Annotated in this window: 4 protein-coding genes; 1 reads left to right on the top strand and 3 read right to left on the bottom strand. The window is 28.7% G+C overall.

Features of this window, described 5'->3' with window-relative positions; all coding sequences use genetic code 11:
• Position 1: 1 nt before the first annotated feature.
• Positions 2–772, top strand: a complete 771-nt coding sequence (gene rluF, locus AB2369_RS12455) for a 23S rRNA pseudouridine(2604) synthase RluF (RefSeq protein ID WP_367666796.1) — start codon at positions 2–4, stop codon at positions 770–772.
• A gap of 35 nt (positions 773–807) precedes the next feature.
• Here rluF and AB2369_RS12450 read toward each other — a convergent pair whose 3' ends face one another.
• The 3 genes from AB2369_RS12450 to AB2369_RS12440 all read right to left on the bottom strand — a co-directional run bounded on the left by AB2369_RS12450 (position 808) and on the right by AB2369_RS12440 (position 3,276).
• Positions 808–1,680 carry a polysaccharide deacetylase family protein gene (locus AB2369_RS12450; RefSeq protein ID WP_367666795.1) on the bottom strand — a complete coding sequence of 291 codons (873 nt, stop codon included), beginning with the start codon at positions 1,678–1,680 and terminating at the stop codon, positions 808–810.
• Complete coding sequence (locus tag AB2369_RS12445; protein WP_367666794.1) at positions 1,677–2,609, bottom strand: alpha/beta hydrolase; 933 nt, start codon at positions 2,607–2,609, stop codon at positions 1,677–1,679. Before AB2369_RS12445 ends, AB2369_RS12450 begins: the two co-directional genes overlap by 4 nt.
• 79 nt (positions 2,610–2,688) lie before the next feature.
• Positions 2,689–3,276 (bottom strand): class D sortase, encoded by a 588-nt coding sequence (locus tag AB2369_RS12440; RefSeq protein WP_367666793.1) that lies wholly within the window; start codon positions 3,274–3,276, stop codon positions 2,689–2,691.
• Positions 3,277–3,354: the final 78 nt, after the last annotated feature.

Here is a 3,354-nt window from a genome sequence, read left to right as displayed (position 1 = left end):
AATTAATACTGAGAAGCCTAAAGAAAAAATAATATTTCATAATGATTTGAAAGATCAAGTAAGACTAAATAAATTTATAAGTGATAGTGGAATTTGTTCAAGGAGAGAGGCAGATAAGCTAATCGAAAACGGCAAAGTAACTGTGAACGGATCTGTGGCTTTAACAGGTACAAAAGTTACCAAGGATGATATTGTTAAAGTTAATGGTAAATTAATTTCTAAAGACAATGATCTTGTATATATAGCCTTAAATAAGCCTGTTGGAATAACCTGTACTACTGAGCAACATATTAAAGGAAATATTGTAGATTTTGTAGGTCATAAGAAAAGAATCTTCCCTATTGGAAGACTAGATAAAGATTCTCAAGGTTTAATATTTTTAACTAATGATGGGGATATAGTTAATAAAATTCTTAGAGCTGGAAATAATCATGAAAAAGAATATATAGTAACTGTTGATAAGCCTGTAACTGAGGGTTTCATTAAAAAAATGGGAAATGGTGTTCCTATATTAGGAACTGTAAGTAAGAAGTGTTTTGTAAAAAAAGAAGGAAAATATGTTTTTAGAATAATACTTACTCAGGGATTAAATAGGCAGATAAGAAGAATGTGTGAATACCTTGGTTATAATGTAAAAAAACTAGAGCGTATACGAATCATGAATGTATCCTTAGATAACTTAAAGATTGGCTCATGGAGATACCTTTCTAAGAATGAACTCCTTGATATAAATGAGCTTATAAGTTCCTCCTCTAAAACAGTAGAGCCTTAATAACATATTAAAATAGAGGGTGGATTATCCACCCTCTATTTATATTTTGGATTATTAAGCCTCTCCCTAAATACATCCATTCCTGAGTTTCCATTTACATATACTCTATTTATTTTAAATAAATTTTGTGTTCCATTTGCCCATCCTTTATCTGTAGTAAATCCAACAGTGTATCCTGCTTCCTTACTATCCTTTAATACATTGTCGTTGTAGACTCCAAAAGGATACGCTATAGATGTAACTGGAACCTTTGTAATGTCTTCTAAAAACTTCTTAGAGTCTTCTAAGGTTTTCTCTCTCTTATCTTTGGATATTTCCACTAAATTATCATGGTTTACTGTATGACTACCTATCTCTATTCCATTTTCACTCATTTCCTTTATCTCTTTAGACTTTAAATAAAGGTGATGATTGTCAACCATTGATGTTATAACAAATATAGTAGCATTAAATCCATATTCTTTAAGTATAGGATAGGCATTCTCATAGTTATCCACCCATCCATCATCAAAGGTTATTGCTACAGATTTTTCTGGAATCTTTTTATTATCCCTAATATATTCTTGAAGCTCACTTAAGGTTAAAGTTTTATAATTATTGTCTTTTAAATATTTCATCTGCTCTCTAAACATCTCTTTAGATACTATAAGTTCATCCTTATTAGGATTATCATATATAGAATGATAATAAAGTACTGGAACTCCTATAGAGTTGTCCTTTAGTTTAACTTCTTCCTTGATTTCTTCTTTTTCTTTTGACTCTTCTTTTTCACTTTCCTTTTTTTGCTGATCTTGATTTGCCATATTTAATGTATTATCAATGTTTTTGTTCCACTTAACTCCTAAAACAGCTATAATCCCTATTATTATAATAGCTAAACCTATATAGATTATATTTCTTTTCCTCAAATTTTTTCCTCCTTCTTAACTCCTAAAACTTCTTCTAGGAAGCTCATGGTCTCTTTTTCGTATCTTTCCTTATCTACCTCTATTGCCCTTGCATGAGCTGCTCCATCTACTATATAAAGTCTTTTAATTCCTCTTGTCTTTGCATTATACATAGAAATACTCATGTGCCATGGTACAAAATAATCCTTATTACCATGTATAAACATTATAGGAATAGTGGATCTTTTTACAGATTCTATTGGCTTTATCCAATTATAATTAAACTTAGCTTTTATTCTTGCTAATATGTTGCTTAGATGTAAAACTAAACATAACACTGGATATAATATTATGCTATAATCCTCTTTGATTCTTATTAATAAAAGCTCTTTCAAATCAGAGAATGCACAGTCTGATATTATAAATTTAACATATTTATTTATATCAGAATATTGTAATACTGTAGCTGCTCCCATAGACTCACCATGTAATCCTATTATAGAGCTCTTACCTTTTTTATCTATTATCCAGTTTACCCATAAATCTAAATCTTCTTTTTCTAAATAACCATAAGTTGAATATTTACCTTGACTTTGTCCATGTCTTCTATGATCGTAAAGAAGTATATTCCATCCTCTTTTTTCAAATATTCTTATATATTTCAGAGAACATATAAGTCCCACTGTAATTCCATGACAAAATATAATAGTATTCTTTGAACCATTATCTATAAAAATCCCTCTAAGGATTAGTCCTTCCTTAGATTTTATATTAACCTTTTCTTTATGTAGATTCTCATAGTAATCTATATCAATCAAATTCCTTTTAATTTGATTATTGAACATTTCATCTTCATTTTGCAACTTTCTTATAACAACTTGCTTGAAATAATAGAAAGTCAAAAAATATAGTCCTAAAATAATAAACAATATCATTAAAGCATAAATCATAATTTCCCACCTTACATTTTATGGAAACAATTAACATTATTCACATACCCCTGTGGATAAGTTACATTTTCTGTAAATTCTATTCTTTAACCAACTCCCCCTTTACTATTAATCTCCTTTTACTATCTGTTGTACAAGTTACCAATGTAATTGTTGCTTCCTCCGTTTCATCAAGAACATATATATCCTCTGGATTTACTACAAAACTTTCATTAACCTTATATTTAAACTCTGCTTCTTCTGTTCTGACTAATATTTCATCTCCATGTTCCAATTTGTCCACATCTCTAAAGAATTCATTATATATATAGTTTCTATGTCCTGCAACCGCAAAATTTCCTTTTTCTCCTGGCAGAGCTGTATCTTTAAAATGCCCTAAATAATAATTTAATACCTTTTCCTCTGTTCCTTCACCTATAGCTGCTTTCATATCTATTTTGGGAATTATCATTATCCCCATAGCTACTACTTCTTCATCTATTTTTTTATCTGGACTATTAGTAGCATCTCCATTATCACCTTGATTTTCTAAATTTTTTAAAGCTTTTTCAAAACTCTCTCTCATAGCTTTTTCTTTTTTAATTGAATCATATTTTAAATATCCAGTTATACTAATAATAATTATTCCTATTATAATCAAGATTACCCCTATTCTTCTTTTATTCATGATATCCTCCTTTTATAATCTTAATTGTCAGATATATTATTCTTATAAAATCAATTAACATTTATTACATAATATAGT

This window comes from Clostridium sp. (assembly GCF_040797585.1).
Taxonomy (GTDB): Bacteria; Bacillota; Clostridia; order Clostridiales; family Clostridiaceae; genus Clostridium_Z.
This window is presented reverse-complemented; position numbering and strand designations above follow the sequence as displayed.